A 21707-nucleotide genomic window follows, 5' to 3' on the forward strand; every position below is an offset into this window, starting at 1 on the left:
TCAAGGTAAGCGCATCAACGCAAAGGACAACCCATGACGGGAAACAACTACGATTCCGGCAGCATCAAGGTACTGAAAGGTCTGGATGCAGTGCGAAAGCGCCCTGGTATGTACATCGGTGATACCGATGACGGAACCGGCCTGCATCACATGGTGTTTGAAGTTGTGGATAACTCCATTGATGAAGCGCTTGCCGGCTACTGCAAGACCATCAAAGTCACTATCCACCCGGATGAGAGCGTCAGCTGCTCAGATGACGGCCGTGGAATACCTGTGGATATCCATCCCGAGGAAGGCGTTTCAGCGGCGCAAGTCATCATGACTGTGCTTCACGCCGGGGGTAAGTTTGATGACAACTCGTACAAGGTTTCTGGCGGTCTTCACGGCGTAGGTGTCTCCGTGGTGAATGCTCTCTCGGAAGAGCTCAAGCTGACCATTCGGCGAAATGGCAAGGTACACGAGCAGGTTTATCGCCACGGTGTGCCGGATGAGCCACTAAAAGTGGTCGGTGAAACCGAAACCAGCGGCACCACGATCCGCTTCCGCCCTAGCCCCCAGACCTTCACCAACATCGACTTTCACTACGATATCCTGGCGAAGCGCCTGCGAGAGCTGAGTTTTCTGAACTCCGGTATCAGCATCCACCTCAAGGACGAGCGCACCGGGCAAGAAGAAATTTTCGCTTACGAAGGTGGCTTGTCTGCTTTTGTCGCCTACCTCAATGGCGTCAAGACACCGCTGAACCAGGTGTTCCACTTCCAGGTGGATCGGGAAGATGGCATTGGCGTAGAGGTCGGCTTGCAGTGGAACGACTCCTACAACGAAGCCATTTACTGCTATACCAACAATATTCCCCAGCGGGATGGCGGCGCGCACCTGGCCGGCTTCCGCGCTGCGCTCACGCGCACGCTGAACAACTACATGGATAGCGAAGGGTTTCTGAAGAAAGAGAAAGTCTCCACCACCGGTGATGACGCCCGCGAAGGGCTGACAGCGGTGATCTCGGTCAAAGTGCCCGATCCCAAGTTCTCCAGCCAGACAAAAGACAAGCTGGTGTCCTCCGAGGTGAAAACGGCGGTAGAACAGACCATGGGGGAGCGTTTTCACGACTATCTGATCGAAAATCCAGCAGAAGCTCGCCAGATTGTACAAAAAATAATCGATGCGGCCCGCGCTCGTGATGCGGCCCGCCGTGCGCGTGAAATGACACGCCGCAAAGGCGCGCTGGATATCGCCGGGTTACCGGGCAAGCTGGCCGATTGCCAGGAGAAAGACCCGGCGCTCTCTGAACTGTATCTGGTGGAGGGCGATTCTGCGGGTGGCTCGGCCAAGCAAGGCCGTGATCGCCGCACCCAGGCTATTCTGCCGCTCAAGGGCAAAATCCTGAACGTGGAGAAGGCGCGCTTCGACAAGATGCTTTCCTCGCAGGAAGTGGGGACCCTGATTACCGCTCTCGGCTGCGGTATCGGGCGTGATGAATACAACCCGGACAAGTTGCGCTATCACCGCATCATCATCATGACGGATGCCGATGTTGATGGTTCGCACATCCGCACCCTGCTGCTGACATTCTTCTTCCGCCAGTTGCCGGAGCTGGTCGAGCGCGGGCATATCTACATCGCCCAGCCACCGCTTTACAAGATCAAGAAGGGCAAGCAGGAAAGCTACCTGAAAGACGACATCGCACTGGAAGAATACCTGACCAACATCGCACTGGAAAAAGCTGCATTGCTGCCCGAGGGCGAGGGCTCTGCACCTATTGCCGGGGCGCGGCTGGAAGAATTGATCCAGGAATACCGCACCGTGATGCGCGTGATCGAGCGTCAGTCGCGAATTTTCCCCGAAGCCGTGCTGATGCAGATGCTCTATGTGGCCGGGCTGGATCAGGAAAAAGTGGCCGATGAGGCATTCATGCAACGCTGGTGCGATGATCTCGCCCAGCGTGCCAATGCCGCCGCCACCAGCGCACAAACCTACACCATCGAACCTCGCAAGGACCCGGAGCGCGGTGATTTTCTCCCGAGTGTGCAAGTGCTCGCTCACGGCGTAAGCCGCGAATACCCTGTCTCTTTGGAGTTCCTGCAATCCCCGGACTATGCGCGCATGTGCGCCTTGGGCGAGAAGCTGGAAGGGCTGCTGTCCGATGATGCCCTGATCGAACGCGGAGAAACCCGCAAGAGCGTGTCGAGCTTTGCCGAAGCGCTCGATTGGCTGATGGTTCAGGCGCGGCGCGGTACCAGCATTCAGCGCTACAAGGGCCTGGGCGAAATGAACCCCGAGCAGCTGTGGGAAACCACCATGGACCCGGACGTACGGCGTATGTTGCAGGTAACCGTGGAAGACGCAATTGCGGCCGATCACATGTTCACCACCCTGATGGGCGACGATGTAGAGCCTCGCCGGGCATTTATCGAAACCAACGCCTTGCAGGTGGCCAATCTGGACGTTTGACGCATTACGTTTGACGCTATATAGCAACAAAAAACCCGCCACATGGTTTACCGCATGTGGCGGGTTTTTCATCTGACCTCCTGATATCCGCGGCAAAGGAAGTCCCGCGGGCTGTGGACGAAACCGATATCCTGAGCGCCCTGATCAACGTGCAAGGCCGCACGGTGGTATATGAAACGCTGGGGAGGCCATGGCCGGTGAAAGGGATCGCAGCAGCGCCGAGTCGGTGAGGGTGCTGATTTATCGCCTGCGCAATAAATTGGCTGGCTTGAGTGACGGCGTATCGCCCTCGCCCATCGTTACTGTGCCGGGCCTGACTCCGCTGTCGGGATCATAATCGCCTTGAAATGGAGGCCGCCTGCGAGCGGCAAACACCTGTGTGCTTGTCGCGCAGGCCGGGTGACGCAGCCGGGCGCAGGGGCCGAGGAAAACCGTCAGCCCACGCGCCGGCCTGCCATCAAACCGCGAAATCTTCGATCTGTTTGCCCTTGGCGAGTTCTGCTTGCAGCCAGTTCGGGCGCTTGCCACGGCCAGACCAGGTCAGGCTGGCGTCGTCCGGGTGCCGGAACTTGATCGCAGCCGGTCTGCGAACGGCTTTGGCGCCGGGCTTGGTAATACCCATCAGCTCTTCAATGGTCACGCCAGCTTCTTTGGCAATACGCTCGACTTCTGCTTTTGCATTCCGGATCGACTCATTTTTCTTCTTTTCGATCAAGGTGTTGGCGTCTGCAATGAGCTGTTCCAATTCAGCAATTGAGAGTGGAGCAAGATTGATATTCATATATCTTCCTTAAAAAAGCGCAAACAAAGGTCAGTTAATAGTGCCAGCGACTAGCCCACCAACCGGGGCTGCTACTCTAGCATGCTGGCAAAAAAGCACCATAGCAGGATTATTGCGATTACGCCTATTGCTGTGCCGCAAGAATATCCACCCGGGCTTTAATCCAGCTTTCGACGTCGGTATTAACGGCCTGGGGTGTGCGGCCCTGGGTGGAAATAGCCGGGCCGATTTCAAGGATAATGATGCCGGGCCGGCGCAGCAGTGAGCGGGCAGGCCAGCAATTTCCGGCGTTATGGGCCACCGGCAATATGGGCACGCCGGCGCGGCACGCCAACAGGGCGCCGCCGGCATTGAAGCGCCCCGTTGTGCCGGGGGCCTGCCGTGTGCCTTCCGGGTAAATGACCACATTGGTGCCGGCTGCCAAGCACTGGCCGCCTTCGCGCAGAATCATTTTCAGCGCTTCGCCGGGTTTACGCCGATCAATAGCGATCGGGCGCAGCAATGCCACGCTCCAGCCAAAAAAGGGCACCCGCATTAGTTCTTTTTTCAACACTGTTGTTTGTGGCGCAAACAGCAACTGCAAATAGAAGGTTTCCCATTGGCTCTGGTGATTGGCCATTACCACAAATGGCTGGCCAACCGGGATATTCTCGCGGCCGCGCACCTCGATTCGAACATGATTAAGATGCCTTAACAGCAGCATTACACCGCGTGTCCAGAGATTAACGAAGCGGTAGCGCTGGTCGGCGTTCAGGAATGGCGCCAGCAATACGCAGGGTATGCTATGGACGATGCCCATCAGGTAGTAAAGAACGACAAACAGCAGGCTACGTGCCTGAATATTGAAGCTGGTATTGCGCATAGGCCTTCCGTTACTGCATCAGACCCATCGAGGCGCCGGAAAAGGAAAGTGGGAGTCAGCGGCCGAGCAGATGCTCGACAAAAGCGGGCAGGCTGGCGTAAACAGGTACATCGGCCAGCTCGGGCGGTAGGCCCTTTGCCAGCGTTCGCTCGCCCTTGCCGGTACGCACCAGCACTGGCTGGCAGCCCCGCGCCGCGCCGCATTGAAGATCGCGCAGGCTGTCGCCAACCAGCCAGGCACCCGCCACCGGCTCACCCAGTGCGTTGGCGATCTGATCCAGCAACCCTGCTGCCGGCTTGCGGCAATCGCAGCCATCCTCTGGCGCATGGGGGCAGTGAAATACCCCGTCGAGCGTGGCACCTGCGGCCGCCAGGGTTTCATGCATACGGTCGTGAATGGCGCCCAGCGTGGCAGCATCGAAGTAACCACGCCCCACCCCGGACTGGTTGGTGGCCACCACCACCTGGTAACCGGCGCGCTTGAGGCGTGCTATCGCCTCGGCAGCGCCGGGAATGGCGATCCATTCTTCAGGTGATTTGATATAGGCGTCGGAATCTTCGTTGATGACGCCATCACGATCCAGAATCACCAGGCGGGTAGCCACAGGCGTCAGCTCCCCAGCTCGGAGATATCAGCAACATTCAGGAACAGCTCGCGCAGGAACGACAGCAGCGCCAGGCGGTTTTCCCGCACCGCGGCATCGTCCGCCATCACCATCACCTGATCGAAGAACGCATCCACCGGCTCGCGCAAGCCGGCGAGCATCGCCAGCAGGGCACTGTAATCGCCCTGCTCCAGCAACGGTTCGGCAGCAGCGAATGCATCCACTACCGCGTTGGCCAGTTCCATTTCAGCGTCTTCCACCAGCAGTGCGCCGTCGATTTCATCGCCGGGCGGTGTGTCCAGCTTGGCGAGAATATTGGCCACCCGTTTGTTTGCGGCGGCCAGCGCGGCGGCTTCGGGGCGCGCCCGGAAGGCGGCAACGGCTTTTACCCGGCGATCGAAATCCAGCGGCCGGCCGGGGGCGACGGCCAGCACGGAGAGAATCACAGGTGTATCAATACCCTGCTCTTGATAGTACGCACGGTAACGGCCATTGATGAACGCCACCGCTTCGCGGGCTTTGCCGGCGTCGATGCGCTCGCCGAGCAGGCTGATGGCGTCGTCTACCAGGGCGGGAATATCCAGCGGCAGCTGGCCTTCGATGATGATGCGCAGGATACCCAGCGTGGCCCGGCGCAGCGCGTACGGGTCTTTATCGCCGGAAGGTTTCTGCCCGATACCGAAAATGCCCACAAGCGTGTCGAGCTTGTCGGCAATGGCCAAGGCGCGGCCGGTGAGCGTGGAGGGCAGTGCATCGCCGGCAAAACGCGGCTGATATTGCTCTTTCAGGGCGAGCGCCAGTTCTTCCGGCAGCCCTTCGTGGCGCGCCAGGTAATAACCCATCACGCCTTGCATGGTGTCGAATTCGTACACCATTTCCGAGGCGAGATCTGCCTTGCACAGCCGGCCGGCCTGCTCGGCCAGCGCGGCATCGCCACCGGCTTGCGCGGCAATTGTGGCTGCCAGCCTGGCAATGCGCTCGCATTTGTCGGCCACCGTGCCCAGTTGTTGCTGGAACACCACTTGCTTGAGCGATTCGGCATGTTGCGCCAGTGTTTTCCGGCAGTCGTTATCGTAGAAAAAGGCGGCATCGGCCAGGCGCGGGCGGATCACCTTTTCGTTGCCCCGGATCACCAGGGCCTTGTCGCTGCTGTCGATATTGCTGACGGTAATAAACGCATCGGTAAGCCGGCCCTCGGCATCCACCACCGGGAAATACTTCTGATGCTCCTGCATGGCAGTGATCAGCGCTTCCTGCGGCACGCGCAGGAAATCCTTGTCGAAGCGCCCCAGCAACGGCACCGGCCACTCCACCAGCGCCGTGACTTCATCCAGCAGCTCGTCGTCAATGACCGCCACACCGCCGGCCTGCTTGCCTGCCGCAGTCACTTGCTCGCGCACCAGCTCGCGGCGGCGGGCAAAATCGGCGATCACCTGGCCGTCTTGCTCAAGGCGGCTTTCGTACTCGGCCGGGTGCGTCAGGCCAATGGGCGCCGGGGCGTGGAAGCGATGCCCGTAACTCTGCTTGCCGGCCTCAAGATCCAGCAGCGATAACGGCAGCACCTCGCTATCCAGTAGCGCAACAAGCCAGTGCACCGGGCGCACAAACTGCACCTTGTGCGCGCCCCAGCGCATGCGTTTGGCAATGGGCAAGCGCTGCACCGACTGCGCCAGGAACTCGGGCAGCAATTCGGCCACGGCGCGGCCGCGCTCGGTGACGCGGGCGATCAGCCAGGCGCCTTTGTCGGTTTCCAGCGTCTCCAGATCGCTGACGGCCAGCCCCACTGACTGGGCAAAGCCCTGCGCGGCGCGTGTCGGGTTGCCGTCCTTGTCAAAGGCGGCGGCAACGGCCGGGCCGCGACGCTCGATCTCGCGATCCGCCTGGCGGGTTTGCAGCGCATCAATACGAAACGCCAGGCGGCGCGGGGTAGCGAAAACATGCATGGCCCGGTGTGACAGCCCGGCTTCTTCCACCTGGCGCAGCACTTCTCCGGCAAAGGCGTTGGCCAGAGGCAGCAGGGAGGTTGGCGGTAACTCTTCGGTGCCCAGCTCGATCAGCAGGTCAGCGTGTGATACGGATGTGGCAGACATTATTGCTCCCCCTTGGTGCTGCGCTTCTGCTGGCTGTCTTTCTTCTCGCGGGCTTCGGCCTGCCGTGCCAGTTGCGCCAGCACTTCGTCACGCAGGGCGGGGTCTGCCATGGGGAAACCCAGCGCCTGGCGGGCATTGAAGTAAGCCTCCGCCACGGCGCGTGCCAGCGTTCTCACGCGCAGGATAAAGCGCTGGCGCTCGGTAACGGAAATGGCCTTGCGGGCGTCGAGCAGATTGAAGGTGTGTGATGCCTTGAGCACATATTCATAGGCCGGCAGCGGCAGCCCCGCTTCGATCAGGCGGCTGCTTTCGCGCTCGAACAGATCGAACTGGCCAAACAAGGCGTCTACGTCTGCGTATTCGAAATTGAACGTGGACATCTCGATTTCGTTTTGCAGGAAAACGTCGCCATAGGTCACTTTGCCGAACGGGCCATCCGACCAGATCAGGTCGTAAACGGAATCGACGCCCTGCAGGTACATCGCCAGCCGTTCCAGGCCGTACGTGATTTCGCCGGTCACCGGATAGCAATCAATCCCGCCGATTTGCTGAAAGTAAGTAAATTGAGTGACTTCCATACCATTGAGCCAGACTTCCCAGCCCAGGCCCCAGGCACCCAGCGTGGGCGACTCCCAGTTATCTTCCACGAAGCGCACATCATGCACGCGGGTATCAAAACCGAGCCGCTCCAGCGAGCCGAGATAAAGTTCCTGAATATTGTCCGGCGATGGCTTGAGCACGACCTGAAACTGATAGTAGTGCTGTAACCGGTTCGGGTTCTCGCCATAACGCCCGTCGGTGGGGCGGCGTGATGGTTGCACGTAGGCGCTGTTCCAGTTTTCCGGGCCGATGGCACGCAAGAAGGTGCACGGATGAAATGTGCCCGCGCCCACCTCCATGTCCAGCGGCTGTACGATAACGCAGCCTTGCTCTGCCCAGTATTGTTGCAAGGCCAGAATCAGGCCCTGAAACGTGCTGATATCCACTTGCGGTTGAGCCGCCATGATCAATCCTGTCGCCTGGAAAATTGAAAGTCGGCTGCGCGGTTGATGGCGCAATGCCCCTGCAAACCGGTAAAAATCAAGCCGCCAAGTATAGCGTCCCGCTCTGGCGGGTGATACCGGGGCTGGCGGGCACGCGGCCGCCGCCGTCATAATGCCACTGTCCATAAGGGCAGCCTGCTGCAACGAGGTGATACCGATGACTGCCGAAGCGCCTTGCCCCTGGTGCCTGAATGATCCGCTTTACCGCCGTTATCACGATGAGGAATGGGGCGTGCCCGTGCACGACGACAAGGTGCTGTTCGAGTTTCTGATACTGGAGGGTGCCCAGGCCGGCCTGAGCTGGATTACCGTGTTGCGCAAACGGGAATGCTATCGCGAGTGGTTTGCCGGTTTTGATCCGGCCAGGGTGGCGCGTTTTGGCGCGGCGCATGTGGAGCGGATGTTGCAAGATCCCGGGCTTATACGGCATCGCCTGAAACTGGAATCCGCGATCACCAACGCGCAGGCGTTTCTTGCCGTGCAGAAAGAATACGGCAGCTTCGATGCGTATTTATGGAATTTTGTCGGCGGCCAGCCGATTGTAAATCGGCCACGGCAGCTGGCCGATGTCCCGGCGGTGACACCGCTGGCAGAGCAGTTGAGCAAGGATCTCAAGCGGCGCGGCTTTCGCTTTGTCGGGCCGACCATCATGTATGCGTATATGCAGGCGATGGGTGTGGTGAACGATCACCTGGTGAGCTGCCCGCGGCACAAGATTTGTGCCGCGATGCAGTGAGCGACATTACTGGCGCGTGAAGATGGCGTTGATCAACTCGCCGCCACGGCCCAGCGGATCGCGCCGGATCTGCTGTTCTTCCGCTGCCATGCGCGTGAACAGGCCGTCCAGGCTGCGATCCAGCACATAACGCTCAAGATCAAGATTCAGCCGACCGCTGATGGGCAATGAGTTATACACATCCACCACCAGCCGGTACTGATCGTAGAAACCGACCTGCTCCAGATTGCTGCGGATAATCGGCTGGTAGCGCTGACGCAGTGTTGCTTCGGTCTGCTCGCGAAAATAGCTGGTTGCGGCAGTGTCGCCGCCACGCACGATACCCAGCGCGTCAGAAATGCTCATGCCCCGGATAGTGGTGAGAAATACTTCGGCGGCTTCCCCGGCGGCCTGTTCCGCACCGGCGTTCATGCTGGCCTCCAGCCGGTCCACATGCTGGCCAAGGCCAAACTGACGCAAGGCGCTGGTGACCTGATTGACCTCGCTCGGCAGTGCCAGCCGCAGTAGCGGATCATCGCCATAGCCACCCGGCTGGGAGAGTGCTGTGGTGGCGCGCTCACTGCTGATCTCCAGTGTCTGGCGCACGGCGGTGGCGAGATGTGAAGAGCTGCCGTTTTGCCCGGCTGTGCCGCCGCCTGCCGCCAGATACTCGTTCAGGCCGGCGCAGCCTCCGGCCAGCAGTGCGGCACACAGCACGGCTGCGCGGGCCAGCCACGGGCGCCGGGTGGAGAAAATGTGATTCAGCATGGTCGATTCCTTCGGTCTGCCTGTCGTCGAGATAGAGAAACGAGCGGCTAATATAAAGCAAAATGGCGGGTTGCGGCGTGCAGCACGGCAAAACCAGGAAACGGGGGCACAAGGCGACGGGCAGCGACTGCTGAGTACCGTGTCGCGCCGCGGCGCGCCAAACAGTGATGCCGGCCCTGCCCTTGGCCGTTGCAGGAATGATAGGCTTCCCGGATGCCTTCTCCGACCCCCGAATAAGGACGTTTTCATGGCTGCTGATGTGTCACTGGCCCGGCTGCTGGGTGCGAAACGCTTTGCGCCGTATTTTCTGACGCAGTTTTTTGGCGCGTTCAACGATAACGTCTATCGACAGGCACTGATCCTGCTGATCACTTCCGGGGTGGTGACCAGCGTTGCCCCCAATACGCTGAACAATATCGCGCTGGCGCTGTTCATTCTGCCGTTTTTCCTGTTCTCCGCACTGGCCGGGCAGTTTGCGGACAAATACGACAAGGCCATGCTGATTCGCCGGGTGAAGCTGGTCGAAGTGCTGGTCATGCTGGTCGCGGCGGTGGGGTTTTATTTCGACGCTGTGTGGTTTCTGCTGGGCGTTCTGTTCTGTATGGGATTTCAGTCCACCTGCTTCGGGCCGCTGAAATACTCGATCATGCCGCAGCATCTCAAGAGCACCGAGCTGGTGGCGGGCAATGCTCTGGTGCAGCAAGGCACCTACATCGCCATTCTGCTTGGCTCCATTTCCGGTGTGGCGCTGAATATGTCCGGCTCGGCCAGCTGGTGGGGCCCCACTGCGGTGATCGTTATCGCGATAGCAGGCTATCTTGCCTCGTTGGCGGTCCCGCCGGCGCCGGCCGCTGATCCATCGGTAAAGATCAGCTGGAATATTTTCAGTGAAACAAAGCGCGTGATCGGCCATGCCCGTGAGGTGAAGTCGGTCTGGTATTCGGTGCTGGGCATTTCCTGGTTCTGGTTTATGGGCGCGGCGTACACCACACAGCTGAAAGTATATGTGGACGATTATATTTTCGGCACCGAGATGGTGTATGCGTTGCTGCTTGCCACCTTCTCCATCGCCATCGGGGTGGGCTCTGTTCTGTGCGAAAAGCTGTCGGGAAAGCGGGTCGAGCTGGGCCTGGTGCCGATTGGCTCTTTGGGGCTTTCTCTGTTCAGTATTGATCTGTTTTTTTCCTACCAGGGCCTTGCGGCGCCGGCGGATGGCACCAGCATGACAGTGCGCGAATTCATCGCCGATGGAGCCGGGCGGCGCATCCTGGTTGATCTGCTGGGCATTGGCATATTTGGTGGGTTTTATATCGTGCCGTTGTTTTCCTTTGTGCAGTGGCGCACACGGGCATCGCATCTGGCGCGGGTGATCGGCGCCTGCAACGTGCTCAATGCATTGTTCATGGTGGCCTCTGCGATAGCCGGCATCGTCGTGGTTGGCGTGATGGGCATCTCCATCCCGGGGTTTTTCCTGTTGCTTGCCTTTGCCAACCTGATAGCCGCCGCCATCATTTACACAGCGGTGCCGGAGTTCATGATCCGGTTCATCATCTGGATGCTGACCAAGCTCATGTACCGTGTGAAACGGGATGGCCTTGAGCACATACCGGAGCAAGGCCCCTGCGTGCTGGTCTGCAATCATGTCAGCTATGTGGATGCGCTGCTGATCGCCGGCTCGGTGCAAAGGCCAGTGCGATTTGTGATGCAGCAGCAGATTTATGACATGCCGCTGCTCAACTATATTTTTCGAACCGGCAAGGCGATTCCTGTGGGCAGCAAGACGCGTCAGCCGGAGGTGTATGAGCGCGCCTTTGTGGCAATTCGCGAAGCGCTGCAAGACGGCCACGTGGTGTGTATATTTCCCGAAGGGCGGCTTACCACCGATGGCGATATCGCAGAGTTCCGTGCGGGTATCGAAAAGATCGTCGCCGAAACGCCCGTGCCGGTTATTCCCATGGCCTTGCAAGGGCTTTGGGGCAGTTTTTTCAGCCATCAGGGCGGGCGAGCGCTGGCGAAACTGCCCCGGCGGCTGCGTGCGCGGGTTGCTTTACGAGTGGGCCAGCCGGTACCGGCAGAGGCTGTGAGCGCCCTTGGGCTGCAGCAGCAGGTGCAGGAATTGCGAGGCAGCCGCGCTTGAGCGATGACGATAGCGAGCGCTGGTGATGAAATCCGGACACAAGTGCTGCCGGCCACAATGACAGGAAAGAAATACCGCTGCCCACCCAGGGCGATCGAGGGAGAAAGATATGGGAAGTCCGAGCCGCTCGGCACGTGGCAAGGCATATTATTTCTGGCGCGTGCTGGCGGTAAGCTGCGCTCTGGCGTTGGGCATCCTGAGCCTGTGGCCGGCGGACGAGCTGGTGCGCCTGGGTGCCACGCACCTCAACGACAAGGTCGGTCATTTTATCGGCTACTTACTGCTTGCCGGATTGTTTGGCAGTGGCTGGCCGCGCCGACCGCTCTGGCAGATATGGGTGGCGACCTTTCTATTCGGGCTGCTGATCGAGTACGCGCAATCTTTCACGCCGTCGCGGCAGTTCGAGATGCTCGACATGGTTGCCAATGGCACTGGCGCATTGGTGGCTGTGGGGGCGCTGTGGTTCTGGCGCCGCCGCTAAGTTGTCATGGCGTTGGCGGGTGGATTCGGGCGCGGCGTTCCAGTGGTGCAAATTCTTGCCGGGCAGCTCTGATGCGAGCCTGGGCTGCCGAGCGCTCGCGGCCTTGCAGCAAGCCACGCTGCAAATCACGCTCCAGCCCGTCAAGCTCGATTCGCAACTGCCGCCAGCGGGTGCGCTCCCCGAAACTGAGCGGGCCCTCTGCACGGCGTGGGGCTGCTTCGCGTTCGCGTGCGGCGGGCGTTGCTGTTTGGGGGCGTGTCTGGCGCTGCGCGGGCAGTTCCATCGCACTGATCTCACCAAGCGGTGGCAGCGTAACCGGCTCGGCCCCCTCGCAGGGCTGGTTGGAAAACACTGGCTCGCCGTCTGCGCCAGGGCAGCGCCAGATCACATCGGCTTGTGTGGTCACTGCGGCGCTCATCAGCAGTAGTGTCAAAATTGCTCTTGGCATTGTCGTTCCGTCGCTCAACACGTCCTCGTCTTCCACATAGTGCCGCGTCTCGCGGGTTACGACTGTAGGTCAACGCTTAATATGTTGTAAGCTTTTGCCGACAGATCACGGCAGACACACTGTTTTGCCCTGCTTTTCCTGTGAATCAATCCAGCTGAAAATCCGGCCGCCCAGGGTGCGTTCCGTCGCTTGCTCGGCAATTTTCACTGCTTCACGCAGCCCATGCAGATCAATCCCGGTATCCAGGCCGACCGCCTCCAGCAAGTACACCAGATCTTCGGTGGCCACGTTACCTGTCGCGCCCGGCGCAAAGGGGCAGCCGCCCAGCCCGCCAATGGATGCATCAAAACGCCGGATGCCCAGATCACACGCCGCCCAGGCCATGGCGCTGGCGAGCCCGCGGGTATCGTGCAGGTGCACGTAAAAACGTTCGCTGCCGTATTCCTGCACCAGCGGCGCGATGATGTCTTTCATCTGCTGCGGGTGGCCGGCGCCAATCGTATCCGCTATCGCAATTTCTTCGCTGCCGGCCGCGATCATGCGCTGCACCAGCTCAAGGGTGGTATCGACCGGCACCGGGCCGTCGTAAGGGCAGGCAAAAGCGCCGGAGATATAAGTGCGCGCCAGCACGCCATCGGCGCGGGCGGCCTGAATGATCGCCTCGCAACTGCTGATGGCCTGCGCCAGGCTCATGTTCAGGTTGCGTTCGTTGAAGGCATCCGTGGTGGCGAGAACCAGCGCAACGGTGTCATAACCCTGCTCGCGAGCCAGTTGGTAACCCCGGAGATTGGGCACCAGCGCGGTGTAATGCAGCTGATCGTTTTGCGGCAGCACCGCCGTCAGGGCAGCGGCATCGGCCATCTGCGGCACCGCCTTCGGGCTGACAAAACTCACCGGCTCCAGGTGGCGCACGCCAGCCGCGATCAGCGCCTCAGCGATGCGCGCCTTGTCGGCGGTGCTGACGTGACGCGGCTGATTTTGCAGGCCGTCGCGCAGGCCGACTTCGTTGATAATGACTTTTTCGCGCTCTTGCTCGCGCATGGCGTTTCTCCTGATAGTGGCTCTACTGATACCGGTTCTCCCGAGAGAAGTGCGCCAGAAAAGAAGCTCTCCAGCAGAAGCTCTTCAGAAGAGCCTCGTCAGACAAGCCTCTCCCGAAAAAGGCGCAACCGGTCGGGCCGTGCTGGCGAAGTCTGCCACCGACCGGCGTTGCCGTCACTGACCGGTCTGCTCACTGCGGGCCTGGCGCCTGAAATGCCGGGTGGCCCGAATGTGGAGCAAGGTGATATCGGAAAACCACATGATGCCGCGCTGGGCGTGAACCAGGCAGCATGGCGGGCGGAGTCGCGAGTTTGCGCGCCTGGCTGCTGCTAGACTATGCGCGGGCAAGATGGCTGGAGCAGCGAGTGAAACAGCAAGTGGTGTACTGGTATCGCATTGTGCGCGCCGCGCTTGAAAACTGGCTGGCCAGCCAGGCTATGGGCCACGCCGGTGCGCTGGCGTTCTTCACGCTTTTCTCCATTGCGCCAGTAGTGATCCTGGCCGTGCAGGTGATCGGGCTGGTGTTGAGCACCGAGGCGGCCATGCAGCAGATCATGCAGCAGTTGAGCGAGGCGATTGGTGCCGATGCCGCGGAAGCAGTGCGCACCGCCGTAGCCGGTACCCGTATGGATCAGGGTGGCTGGTGGCCCACATTACTATCGCTGACCATCATGGCGGTGGGCGCGACCACGGTATTTGCGCAATTGCAGCGCTCGCTGAATGCGCTGTGGGGTGTTGCGCCGCGCCCCTCCCGCAATACCCTGCTGCTGTTGCTCAAGAGCCGCATGGTATCGCTCACCATTGTGCTGTCGATCGGCTTCGTGTTGCTGGTGTCGCTATTGTTGAGCGTGGTTTTGCGTGCGGTAATGACGTTTGCAGCAAGCTGGTTGCCCATCCCGGCGTTGCTTGCGCTGATGCTTGAGTCAGCAGTATCGCTGCTGGTGATTACGTTATTGTTTGCCACCATCTTCCGCGTTTTGCCGGATGTCCGCTTGCGCTGGCGGGATGTGCTGCCCGGTGCGCTGGTGACGGCAGTATTGTTCACGGTAGGCCGGTTGCTGATCGCATTTTATCTGGCCAACACGGCCACCGCCTCGACATACGGCGCCGCAGGCTCGCTGGTGCTGTTACTGCTGTGGGTGTATTACTCCTCCATGATCCTGCTGTTTGGTGCCGCCTTCACCCGTGCCCATACCCTGGCGAGGGGGCGATTGATCGAGCCGGCCGCAACCGCGGTATGCGTGCGCAGAACTCTGGTCGAAGAGCCGCCGCCAGAGTCGCCGTCGAAAGAACCGCCGCCGAAAGAATAATGAAGGAGCCCGGCCAGAAGTTTTGACGGCAGCGCCGCCTGCCGGTAGCGTGCCCGGCAATTAGCAAATGCGCAGGAGACGCATGATGTGGGAATTGCTGGTTTCTCTGGCGGCAGTCCTGTTTGCCATAACGGGCTTGCAGACGTTTGCCTTTTACGTCATCTGGTTCTATGAGCGCCGTGTGGCGCCGGCTCTGGCGGACGTGCCGGGCGGCGAACCTGTCTCGCTTTGGGGCGGGCTGCTGGGCATGGTGCGCGAATGGCTGTCGATCACCTTCCTGGTTGTCACCTATCCGCTCCGGCTGCTGCACGATGCATCGCCCGTGAAGAATCGCAAGCCGGGCGAAGAGCCGATCATTCTCGTGCATGGTTACGGTGGCGACAGCGCCAACCTGCTGCTGATGCAGTGGCGGCTCAAGCGCCGGGGCTGGCGCAATGTTTACGCCGTGAGCTACACACCGCCGATCATCGATGCGCGCAAGCTTGCAGAGCAGGTCGTCAAGCACGTGGAAGAAGTGTTGCGCGTGACACAGGCCGAGCGTGCGCATCTTGTCTGCCACAGCATGGGCGGGCCTTTGACCCGTTACGCGATGCATCATCTGGGGCTGGCCGGCAAGATTGGCAAAGTGATTACACTGGGCTCGCCCCACGCCGGCTCGCGAATCGCCAGCCTGTTCCCGCGCATTGGGGCCGCCGGGCAAATGCGGTACCAAAGTGATTTCCTGAAGGAGCTGGAGGCGCTGGGCACGCCGCCAGGCGATGCGCGCTTTTATTCCATCTATTCGAATTTCGACAACTTCATTTTGCCGGCCAGCAGCGCCGTGCTGGAAGGCGCGGGCAATATTCATGTGCCGCTGCACGGGCACTGTGCGCTGCTCTACAGCAGCCGTGTGTTGCGTGAAGTGGAGGCGTGCCTGCGTGGAGACAGCAAGCAGAGCGAGCCGCAGGAAGAAGCCGTTCAGGACGGCTCGGATCTGGCCTGATGCTGCGCCTGGCCAGGCGGTGCAGCCGCGCTTGAGTCTGCTCGCCGCTCGCGCCATGATGAAGGTGTCACGGCGGCACCGTTCGGTTGACCGGTTGCCCGATCAAAGGCAATCCACGATCCACCCAGCGGTGCGGCCGGTGTTTGCGGCAGCAAGGAGGATCGATTATGTCGGCATCTCGCGCGGCGCTCTCTCCGCACACCACCGATACCGGTCAGGTAGCGCTCTATGGCGCCACGATAACCTGGCATCTTGGCCCTGATACTCCCTTCAGCACCAGCAGCTACAATCGCGATCACGAATGGACTTTTCCGGGTGGCGAAGTCGTCTCTGCGTCGGCTTCCCCGCATTATCTCGGTGCCGCATCGCGGGTGAGCCCGGAGGAGGCATTGATTGCATCATTGAGCAGCTGCCATATGCTCACGTTCCTGGCGCTTGCCGCGAACAAAGGGCTGCATGTGCTCAGCTACCTGGATCGTGCCTCTGGCGTGCTAGCGCCCAACGCCGCCGGGCAAGTGGCGATAACCGAAATCGCGCTGCGCCCCCGTGTGGTGTTCGATGATGACGCAATGCCGGATGACACATTGCGAGCCTTGCATCAGCAGACGCACGAGCAGTGCTTTATCGCCAATAGCCTGACTGCGCGCATTGTCGTAGAGCCTGACTTCGCTCGGCGCTGATGGCTTCGGCTCGGGTCGAGGGCCGCAAATAGCGTGACCCGCCGGTTTCGCTCACTGGCGCGGTTTTCCTTACAATCCCCCACAGCGCGGTGCAGGGCAGCCTGCCCTGCGCCGAAAACTTCTCTCAGGCAAAAAAACAGAACAGGACGCCTCATGCTGGATCAAAGCGAGATCGAACTCTTTCGGACTAATGTCCGCAAATATCTGGAACGGGAAATCGCACCGCATTACGCGCAATGGGAAAAGGACGAAATCCTGCCTCGCGAAGTGTGGACGGGCCTGGGCGAAAACGGCTTTTTGTGTGTTGACGTGCCGGAGCAATATGGTGGTTTTGGCGCGCCTTTCCGGCTCTCCGCCATTGTCGTGGAAGAAGCCTCGCGCATGGGCTTTGGCGGCCTGGCGTCCAATATTTCCGTGCATTCGGATATTGTCGCGCCTTATATCCTCCACCTCGGTACCGAGGAGCAAAAGCAGACCTGGCTGCCGCGCATGGTGACCGGTGAAGCCATCGGCGCCATCGGCATGACCGAGCCGGGCGCCGGCTCTGATCTGCAAGGCATGAAAACCCGCGCTGAAAAAGACGGCGACGGTTATGTCATCAACGGCCAGAAAACCTTTATCACCAACGGCCAGCATTGCGATGTGATCGTTCTGGCCACCAAGACCGACCCGAACGCCGGCAGCCGGGGCATGACGCTGTTTACCGTGGATACCTCCCTGCCCGGTTTCGCACGCGGCCGCAATCTGGAAAAAATGGGCCACCACTGCGCCGATACCTCGGAGCTGTTTTTCGAGAATGTGCGCGTGGGCGCGGATCAGATCCTCGGCGGTGAAGGCAAAGGCTTTGCCAACCTGATGAACGAGCTGCCCCGCGAGCGGTTGATCCTGGCCATTGGCGCCATCGGCGCCTGCGAAGGTATGCTGGAGCGCACCACCACCTATGTGCAGGAGCGTAAAGCGTTCGGCCAATCGGTCGCGCAGTTCCAGAATACCCGTTTCAAACTGGCCAACCTCAAGGCCCAGGTTGAAGTGAACAAGGCATTTGTTGCGCAATGCACCGATCAGTACGACGACGGTGCGCTGACCGCCGTGAATGCTTCGATTGCCAAGTACACCACCACCGAGCTGCAAGGGGTGGTGGCGGATCAATGCCTGCAGTTGTTCGGCGGCTACGGCTATATGCAGGAATACCCGATTTCTCGCGATTATGTGGATGCGCGCATTCAGCGGATTTACGGCGGCACCAGCGAGATCATGCTGGAGATCGTGGCCCGTGATCTGCTGGGCCGTGGCTAGGTAATCTGGCGGGCGTTGTCCAAAGGCCTGACAAGACCGCGCCCAGAGAGCCGGGGCGCGGTGCCAGGCCCGCCGCACGTCGGCGCGCCCTGCGCCCTGCCTTTGGCCATGCCGGCGCAGGGTGCTTTCTACGCACCCGCACTTTCAGAACTGCACATTTTCACAAAACGCAGCGGCTGGCGCGCCCGATGCCATCTGTTTGTCACGGGCCACTGTTACTGTGCGCCGATGCCTGAAGCCGGAGCTGTCCTGATGCGCCCTGTTTCCTTTCGTGAGGCCGCAGCTGTCTGGTGGCGTGTGGCGCTGCTCAGTTTTGGCGGGCCTGCGGGTCAAATTGCTGTCATGCACCGCATCCTGGTGGAAGAAAAACGCTGGGTGGATGAGCAGCGCTTCCTGCACGCCCTGAATTTCTGCATGGTGCTACCCGGCCCGGAAGCACAGCAGCTGGCCACGTATCTTGGCTGGTATCTGCATGGTATCCGTGGCGGCCTGGTGGCCGGCACACTGTTTATCCTGCCCGGTTTTATCTCCATTCTGGCGCTGTCGCTTCTTTATGCCGGCATGCGGGAAATACCCGCCGTGGCGGCACTGCTGTTCGGCCTCAAGGCTGCGGTGCTGGCGCTGGTGGCGATGGCCGTCTGGCGGCTGGCCCAAAGAGCGCTGGCGACGCCCCTGCTTCGCATCATCGCGCTGGTTGCTTTGCTGGCCATCGGCTGGTTGAAGCTGCCGTTTCCGCTAGTGCTGCTGCTGGCGGCTGTCATCGGGCTGTTTGCCGCACGCTTTGAAAGCACCTTGCTGGGGCATGGCTGGCAGCCTGCTTCGCAGGCCACCGTTGCCGCCTCCGGGCATCGTCACCTGCTGCGCATCGTGCCGCCTGCGCTGCTGTTGTGGGGCGCGCCGGTGCTGTGTTGCATGGTGTGGCTAGGGCCGGATCATGTGCTGGTGACCTTGGGCCTGTTTTTTTCGGAAGTGGCGGTGGTGACATTTGGCGGCGCCTACGCAGTGCTGGCCTATATCACGCAGCAGGCAGTCGCGGTGCAGGGCTGGATGCAGCCGGGTGAAATGCTCGATGGGCTGGGCCTGGCGGAGAGCACGCCGGGGCCGCTGATTCAGGTGGTGCAGTTTGTCGGCTTCATGGCGGCGTTTCGGGAAGCGGCGCCGTTTTCACCCTGGACGGCGGGGGTGCTCGGCGCGCTGATGACCACCTGGGTGATCTTCGTCCCCTGCTTTCTGTTCATTTTCGCCGGCGCTCCGTATGTGGAGCGGCTGCGTAGCAACCTGCTGCTGGCTGGCGCCCTGCGCTGTATTACGGCGGCGGTACTGGGGGTGATGGCGCACCTGGCGTTCTGGTTTGCCACCCATGTGCTGTTTGCCGAAACGCGCCGGCTGGCCGGGCTTACCGTGCCCGTGCTCGGCAGTGTGCAGTGGTTGCCACTTGGCCTGGGTGTCCTGGCACTGTGGCTGCTGGGACGGCGTGGTTGGGGCATCCTGCCGGTGCTGGCGCTGACGACACTTGGCGGGGGCGTTGCCTGGTGGCTGCTTTATTGAGCGGCAGCGGCAGGCGCGTCGCGCCGGGCAAGTGCGCGTAACACAATGCGGCACTGGTTCTCGCCGTACTCGCGGATATCGCTGGCTGCAGCGTCTGCATCGCGAGCCAGCACATTGATCAGCAAGCGCTGAAAAATCCGCAGCGACACATCAAACTCGGAGGTCTCGGCGGTCAGCGCCATATAGGAAAAACGCTGCAATAACGGAATAAGATCGCTGATCGCCCGGGCCATGTAGTTATTACGTGCAAACACCAGCATATTCGGCAGCACCTGAAACACCATCCGGTGCGCGCCAGCGATATCACCCATCTTATGCAGCCGCTCAAGCTCCGGCAGCATCCGGGCCAGCTCGTCCAGCTCGCCCGGCTCCCAGACCCGCGCCGCCCGCGCGGCCAGTTGCGACAGCAGCAGGAAAAGAAAATCGTACAGCTCCTGCACCTGCGCTTCGCTGACCTCGCAAACACGAGCGCCTCGCCGGGGCGCTATCTCGATCAGATGCCGCGCTTCCAAGAGCCTGAAAGCTTCCCGCAGTGAGTTGGTGCTCACATCAAGTTGTTTTGCCAGCTCGTTTTCTTGCAGCCGTGCGCCGGCGGCCAACTCGCCGTGAATGATCTGTTGCGCCAGGTGATCGGCAATCTGATCGCTCAGGGCGACGGCTTTCAGAGGGGGCATCAAGACGGCTCCGTTAGTGGGCGGGAGATTATATACGCCGGTCTGTGACAAACAGAATACATGAATTGTTTGACACTTCAATTATTCAGGGATAGCCTCGATTGTGACATTGCCCAATGACAAGGATAAAACGGCCGGGAGGCCCAATGGGAGAAACGCCATGTTCGAGAACTTTGACGCCCAGCGCATGATGACCATCAAGAAGTGGGGCTATCCGCTCTTCTGGGCGGCAATGCTGCCATTGCTGCCGCTCACCGCCTTGTACGGGCGCGAATCCGGAACACAGAACTATTGGGCCTGGGGCCTCTATCTTGTCATTTTCGGCCTCATCCCGATTCTGGATTACATCATCGGTAAAGATCCCTCGAACCCGGATGAGCTGACCGAAGTGCCTTCCCTCAACGAAGAACGCATCTATCGGGTGTTCACACTGCTCATGGTGCCGATCTGGTTTGGTGCCCTGTTCTGGTCGGGCTGGGTATTCGTGAACAACGATTACAACTGGTTCGGCAAGCTCGGCTGGATCGTGTCGATCGGCACCGTGGGTGGCATCATCGCCATCAACCTCGCCCATGAACTGATCCACAAGGATTCGCGGCTGGAAACCTGGGCTGGCGGTCTGCTGTTGTCATCGGTGACTTATGCCGGTTTCAAGGTCGAGCATGTGCGCGGCCACCATGTGCATGTTTCCACCCCGTCGGATGCATCGTCGGCCCGATACAACCAGAGTGTCTATCACTTCCTGCCGCGCGCCTTTATCCGCAACTTCATCAATGCCTGGCGCCTGGAGAAACAGTATCTGGAGCGCAAAGGTAAAAAGAACATCAGCGTGCATAACGAGCTGATCTGGTGGTATGGCATCTCCGCCGTGCTGGCGACGGTGTTCGGGCTGCTGTTCGGCTGGCAGGGCGTGCTGTTCTTCCTCGGCCAGAGCTTCTTCGCTGCCTTTGCGCTGGAGGTAATCAACTATGTTGAACACTACGGCTTGCACCGCCGCGAATTGGAAAACGGCAAATACGAGCGCGTTACTCCGGCACACAGCTGGAACTCGAATTACCTGCTGACCAACATTGCGCTGTTCCAGCTGCAACGTCATAGCGATCACCATGCGTATGCGAAACGCCGTTACCAGGTATTGCGCCACTACGATGAAAGCCCGCAACTGCCGGGCGGCTACGCGGCCATGTATGTGCTGGCACTGATCCCGCCGCTGTGGAAAAAGGTGGTCAATCCGCGTGTGGAAGCCTACTACCAGGGCGAGATGGATCAGCTGTTCCGTACCGGGAAGCGGATCAATAATATTGCCTGACCGAACACCGAACACCGAACACCGAACACCGAACACCGACGAATCATCTTTTTGCTCCCCTCTCCCCTTGTGGGAGAGGGGTTGGGGGAGAGGGGACGACGAACTTTCAGTTGTCACGACACCCGCTACATGTTTCACTACTTTCACTTATCTTCAGTAGAAATTTAAAAATTCCACAGCCAAAATCCCGAGCGCTAGACAGTTTCTTTCTCGCTCAAGTGCCGAGTCTATATTTCCTGCCATAATCTCCCCCTCTCCCCAACCCCTCTCCCACAAGGGGAGAGGGGCTAAAAAAGGTTTATCGTTGAATGCCGGGGAATGCGGCACGAATTTTTAGGAAGGAATACTCCTGATCCCGATAGCCAGCCCGGCCGCCCAGCCTCGCTATCGCCTTCCTGTCCAGAATGATTCGCTCCAAAACCCATGAAGTCTGGACTTAAGAGTACGAATTTAGAGATAAGGGCTCCACGGAAATCGACGATGAACC

At 60.2% G+C, this 21707-nt stretch carries 19 protein-coding genes; 10 read left to right on the top strand and 9 right to left on the bottom strand.

Annotation, left to right across the window (positions count from 1 at the left end; all coding sequences use genetic code 11):
* The first annotated feature begins 33 nt into the window (after positions 1-33).
* A complete protein-coding gene (gyrB, locus tag MU846_RS04275; RefSeq protein ID WP_246948792.1) occupies positions 34-2451 on the top strand; it encodes a DNA topoisomerase (ATP-hydrolyzing) subunit B in 2418 nt (805 codons plus the stop codon).
* A 457-nt stretch (positions 2452-2908) separates the two neighbouring features.
* On the opposite strand, the gene MU846_RS04280 is transcribed toward gyrB, so the two are convergent.
* From MU846_RS04280 to glyQ, 5 genes are all read right to left on the bottom strand, one after another.
* Positions 2909-3232: an H-NS histone family protein gene (locus MU846_RS04280; protein WP_246948795.1), complete on the bottom strand. Its 324-nt coding sequence runs from the start codon at positions 3230-3232 to the stop codon at positions 2909-2911.
* A 124-nt stretch (positions 3233-3356) separates the two neighbouring features.
* On the bottom strand, positions 3357-4094 hold the full coding sequence (locus MU846_RS04285) for a lysophospholipid acyltransferase family protein (RefSeq protein WP_246948796.1): 738 nt from the start codon (positions 4092-4094) through the stop codon (positions 3357-3359).
* A 55-nt stretch (positions 4095-4149) separates the two neighbouring features.
* Entirely contained in the window at positions 4150-4698 is a 549-nt protein-coding gene (gene gmhB / locus MU846_RS04290; protein WP_246948797.1) for a D-glycero-beta-D-manno-heptose 1,7-bisphosphate 7-phosphatase, read from the bottom strand.
* Between the two features lie 5 nt (positions 4699-4703).
* Entirely contained in the window at positions 4704-6788 is a 2085-nt protein-coding gene (gene glyS, locus MU846_RS04295; RefSeq protein ID WP_246948798.1) for a glycine--tRNA ligase subunit beta, read from the bottom strand.
* Positions 6788-7792 carry a glycine--tRNA ligase subunit alpha gene (gene glyQ, locus MU846_RS04300; RefSeq protein ID WP_246948800.1) on the bottom strand — a complete coding sequence of 335 codons (1005 nt, stop codon included), beginning with the start codon at positions 7790-7792 and terminating at the stop codon, positions 6788-6790. Before glyQ ends, glyS begins: the two co-directional genes overlap by 1 nt.
* 196 nt (positions 7793-7988) lie before the next feature.
* On the opposite strand from glyQ, the gene MU846_RS04305 reads away from it, so the two are divergent.
* Entirely contained in the window at positions 7989-8567 is a 579-nt protein-coding gene (locus MU846_RS04305) for a DNA-3-methyladenine glycosylase I (RefSeq protein WP_246948804.1), read from the top strand.
* Positions 8568-8573: 6 nt separating this feature from the next.
* Here MU846_RS04305 and MU846_RS04310 read toward each other — a convergent pair whose 3' ends face one another.
* Positions 8574-9314, bottom strand: coding sequence for a DUF4197 domain-containing protein (locus tag MU846_RS04310; RefSeq protein ID WP_246948806.1), 741 nt, complete (start codon positions 9312-9314; stop codon positions 8574-8576).
* Positions 9315-9561: 247 nt separating this feature from the next.
* Between MU846_RS04310 and MU846_RS04315 the strand changes: the two genes are divergently transcribed.
* Both MU846_RS04315 and MU846_RS04320 read left to right on the top strand, forming a co-directional pair.
* Positions 9562-11451, top strand: a complete 1890-nt coding sequence (locus tag MU846_RS04315) for an MFS transporter (protein WP_246948808.1) — start codon at positions 9562-9564, stop codon at positions 11449-11451.
* A 109-nt stretch (positions 11452-11560) separates the two neighbouring features.
* Positions 11561-11932 carry a VanZ family protein gene (locus MU846_RS04320; RefSeq protein WP_246948810.1) on the top strand — a complete coding sequence of 124 codons (372 nt, stop codon included), beginning with the start codon at positions 11561-11563 and terminating at the stop codon, positions 11930-11932.
* 4 nt (positions 11933-11936) lie between these two features.
* On the opposite strand, the gene MU846_RS04325 is transcribed toward MU846_RS04320, so the two are convergent.
* Positions 11937-12380: a hypothetical protein gene (locus tag MU846_RS04325; protein WP_246948812.1), complete on the bottom strand. Its 444-nt coding sequence runs from the start codon at positions 12378-12380 to the stop codon at positions 11937-11939.
* 105 nt (positions 12381-12485) lie between these two features.
* Positions 12486-13421 carry a hydroxymethylglutaryl-CoA lyase gene (locus MU846_RS04330; RefSeq protein ID WP_246948813.1) on the bottom strand — a complete coding sequence of 312 codons (936 nt, stop codon included), beginning with the start codon at positions 13419-13421 and terminating at the stop codon, positions 12486-12488.
* Positions 13422-13711: 290 nt separating this feature from the next.
* Here MU846_RS04330 and MU846_RS04335 point away from each other — a divergent pair, with 290 nt between their 5' ends.
* From MU846_RS04335 to chrA, 5 genes are all read left to right on the top strand, one after another.
* Positions 13712-14731: a YihY/virulence factor BrkB family protein gene (locus MU846_RS04335; RefSeq protein WP_246948815.1), complete on the top strand. Its 1020-nt coding sequence runs from the start codon at positions 13712-13714 to the stop codon at positions 14729-14731.
* A gap of 85 nt (positions 14732-14816) precedes the next feature.
* Positions 14817-15713, top strand: coding sequence for an esterase/lipase family protein (locus MU846_RS04340; RefSeq protein WP_246948817.1), 897 nt, complete (start codon positions 14817-14819; stop codon positions 15711-15713).
* 167 nt (positions 15714-15880) lie between these two features.
* Positions 15881-16393, top strand: a complete 513-nt coding sequence (locus MU846_RS04345) for an OsmC family protein (RefSeq protein ID WP_246948820.1) — start codon at positions 15881-15883, stop codon at positions 16391-16393.
* Between the two features lie 153 nt (positions 16394-16546).
* Positions 16547-17689, top strand: a complete 1143-nt coding sequence (locus MU846_RS04350) for an acyl-CoA dehydrogenase family protein (protein WP_246948829.1) — start codon at positions 16547-16549, stop codon at positions 17687-17689.
* Positions 17690-17941: 252 nt separating this feature from the next.
* Complete coding sequence (gene chrA, locus MU846_RS04355) at positions 17942-19237, top strand: chromate efflux transporter (protein ID WP_246948830.1); 1296 nt, start codon at positions 17942-17944, stop codon at positions 19235-19237.
* On the opposite strand, the gene MU846_RS04360 is transcribed toward chrA, so the two are convergent.
* Complete coding sequence (locus tag MU846_RS04360; protein ID WP_246948833.1) at positions 19231-19911, bottom strand: GntR family transcriptional regulator; 681 nt, start codon at positions 19909-19911, stop codon at positions 19231-19233. The two genes, chrA and MU846_RS04360, sit on opposite strands and share 7 nt — an antisense overlap.
* 160 nt (positions 19912-20071) lie before the next feature.
* On the opposite strand from MU846_RS04360, the gene MU846_RS04365 reads away from it, so the two are divergent.
* Complete coding sequence (locus tag MU846_RS04365; RefSeq protein WP_246948836.1) at positions 20072-21220, top strand: alkane 1-monooxygenase; 1149 nt, start codon at positions 20072-20074, stop codon at positions 21218-21220.
* Positions 21221-21707 lie beyond the last annotated feature (487 nt).

It is taken from the genome of Alcanivorax quisquiliarum (assembly GCF_023051175.1).
In the GTDB taxonomy this organism is placed as follows: Bacteria; Pseudomonadota; Gammaproteobacteria; order Pseudomonadales; family Alcanivoracaceae; genus Isoalcanivorax; species Isoalcanivorax quisquiliarum.

Coding starts and splice junctions, on each gene's coding strand:
- gyrB (WP_246948792.1), top strand. CDS start 34: ATGACGGGAAACAACTACGATTCCGGCAGCATCAAGGTACTGAAAGGT.
- MU846_RS04280 (WP_246948795.1), bottom strand. CDS start 3,232: ATGAATATCAATCTTGCTCCACTCTCAATTGCTGAATTGGAACAGCTC.
- MU846_RS04285 (WP_246948796.1), bottom strand. CDS start 4,094: ATGCGCAATACCAGCTTCAATATTCAGGCACGTAGCCTGCTGTTTGTC.
- glyS (WP_246948798.1), bottom strand. CDS start 6,788: ATGTCTGCCACATCCGTATCACACGCTGACCTGCTGATCGAGCTGGGC.
- glyQ (WP_246948800.1), bottom strand. CDS start 7,792: ATGGCGGCTCAACCGCAAGTGGATATCAGCACGTTTCAGGGCCTGATT.
- MU846_RS04305 (WP_246948804.1), top strand. CDS start 7,989: ATGACTGCCGAAGCGCCTTGCCCCTGGTGCCTGAATGATCCGCTTTAC.
- MU846_RS04310 (WP_246948806.1), bottom strand. CDS start 9,314: ATGCTGAATCACATTTTCTCCACCCGGCGCCCGTGGCTGGCCCGCGCA.
- MU846_RS04315 (WP_246948808.1), top strand. CDS start 9,562: ATGGCTGCTGATGTGTCACTGGCCCGGCTGCTGGGTGCGAAACGCTTT.
- MU846_RS04320 (WP_246948810.1), top strand. CDS start 11,561: ATGGGAAGTCCGAGCCGCTCGGCACGTGGCAAGGCATATTATTTCTGG.
- MU846_RS04325 (WP_246948812.1), bottom strand. CDS start 12,380: ATGCCAAGAGCAATTTTGACACTACTGCTGATGAGCGCCGCAGTGACC.
- MU846_RS04330 (WP_246948813.1), bottom strand. CDS start 13,421: ATGCGCGAGCAAGAGCGCGAAAAAGTCATTATCAACGAAGTCGGCCTG.
- MU846_RS04335 (WP_246948815.1), top strand. CDS start 13,712: ATGGCGGGCGGAGTCGCGAGTTTGCGCGCCTGGCTGCTGCTAGACTAT.
- MU846_RS04340 (WP_246948817.1), top strand. CDS start 14,817: ATGTGGGAATTGCTGGTTTCTCTGGCGGCAGTCCTGTTTGCCATAACG.
- MU846_RS04345 (WP_246948820.1), top strand. CDS start 15,881: ATGTCGGCATCTCGCGCGGCGCTCTCTCCGCACACCACCGATACCGGT.
- MU846_RS04350 (WP_246948829.1), top strand. CDS start 16,547: ATGCTGGATCAAAGCGAGATCGAACTCTTTCGGACTAATGTCCGCAAA.
- chrA (WP_246948830.1), top strand. CDS start 17,942: ATGCGCCCTGTTTCCTTTCGTGAGGCCGCAGCTGTCTGGTGGCGTGTG.
- MU846_RS04360 (WP_246948833.1), bottom strand. CDS start 19,911: ATGCCCCCTCTGAAAGCCGTCGCCCTGAGCGATCAGATTGCCGATCAC.
- MU846_RS04365 (WP_246948836.1), top strand. CDS start 20,072: ATGTTCGAGAACTTTGACGCCCAGCGCATGATGACCATCAAGAAGTGG.